Raw genomic sequence first — 634 nt, 5'->3', positions numbered from 1 at the left:
CCTGACCCGATTGGACTTCGTCGTCCTCGACGAACTCGGCTATCTGCCCTTCGCGCAAGCCGGCGGGCAGTTGCTCTTCCACCTGATCAGCAGGCTCTACGAGCGCACCTCGATCATCGTCACCACCAATCTGGCGTTCGGCGAATGGCCCGCTGTCTTCGGCGACGCCAAGATGACGACGGCGCTGCTCGACCGGCTCACCCATCACTGCGAGATCATCGAGACCGGAAACGAATCCTGGCGATTCAAGAACCGCGCCTGATCACCCCATAACGCCGATCCGCGCTCGCCGGCCTGCGCAACCCAGTGCGAATTCCGACGAAGCCGGCCAGTGATTCCGAACAATCACCGGCCACCCATTCCGATTTCATTCCGGCCGGGATTCCGATTTGAAGCCGGCCACCTTTGGACATCACCTGGGTCGTTGTTGAGGTTTGGTTCGAGTTTCGTTTCGGGTCAAGCCTGAGCGGTTTGCGGCATGGCGACGGCTCGCTGTTTTCGCATGCTCTCGCCACCCAGTTCGATGCGGTAAGCATTGTGCACGAGGCGGTCGAGAATGGCGTCGGCGATGGTGGGATTGCCGATGATCTCGTACCAGCGATCGACGGGAACCTGGCTGGTGACGATGGTCGAG

At 60.9% G+C, this 634-nt stretch carries 2 protein-coding genes; one reads left to right on the top strand and one right to left on the bottom strand.

Annotated elements, in window-relative coordinates:
* On the top strand, positions 1 to 262 hold a 262-nt coding region (locus tag AO692_RS19620; protein ID WP_161808034.1), incomplete at its 5' end, for an ATP-binding protein.
* A gap of 194 nt (positions 263 to 456) precedes the next feature.
* Here AO692_RS19620 and AO692_RS19615 read toward each other — a convergent pair.
* Positions 457 to 634, bottom strand: a 178-nt coding sequence (locus AO692_RS19615; protein WP_161808092.1) for an ATP-binding protein, incomplete at its 5' end; no start/stop codon positions are given.

The sequence above is a fragment of the Mesorhizobium sp. 1M-11 genome (genome assembly GCF_001303895.1).
In the GTDB taxonomy this organism is placed as follows: domain Bacteria; phylum Pseudomonadota; class Alphaproteobacteria; order Rhizobiales; family Rhizobiaceae; genus Mesorhizobium.
This window is presented reverse-complemented; position numbering and strand designations above follow the sequence as displayed.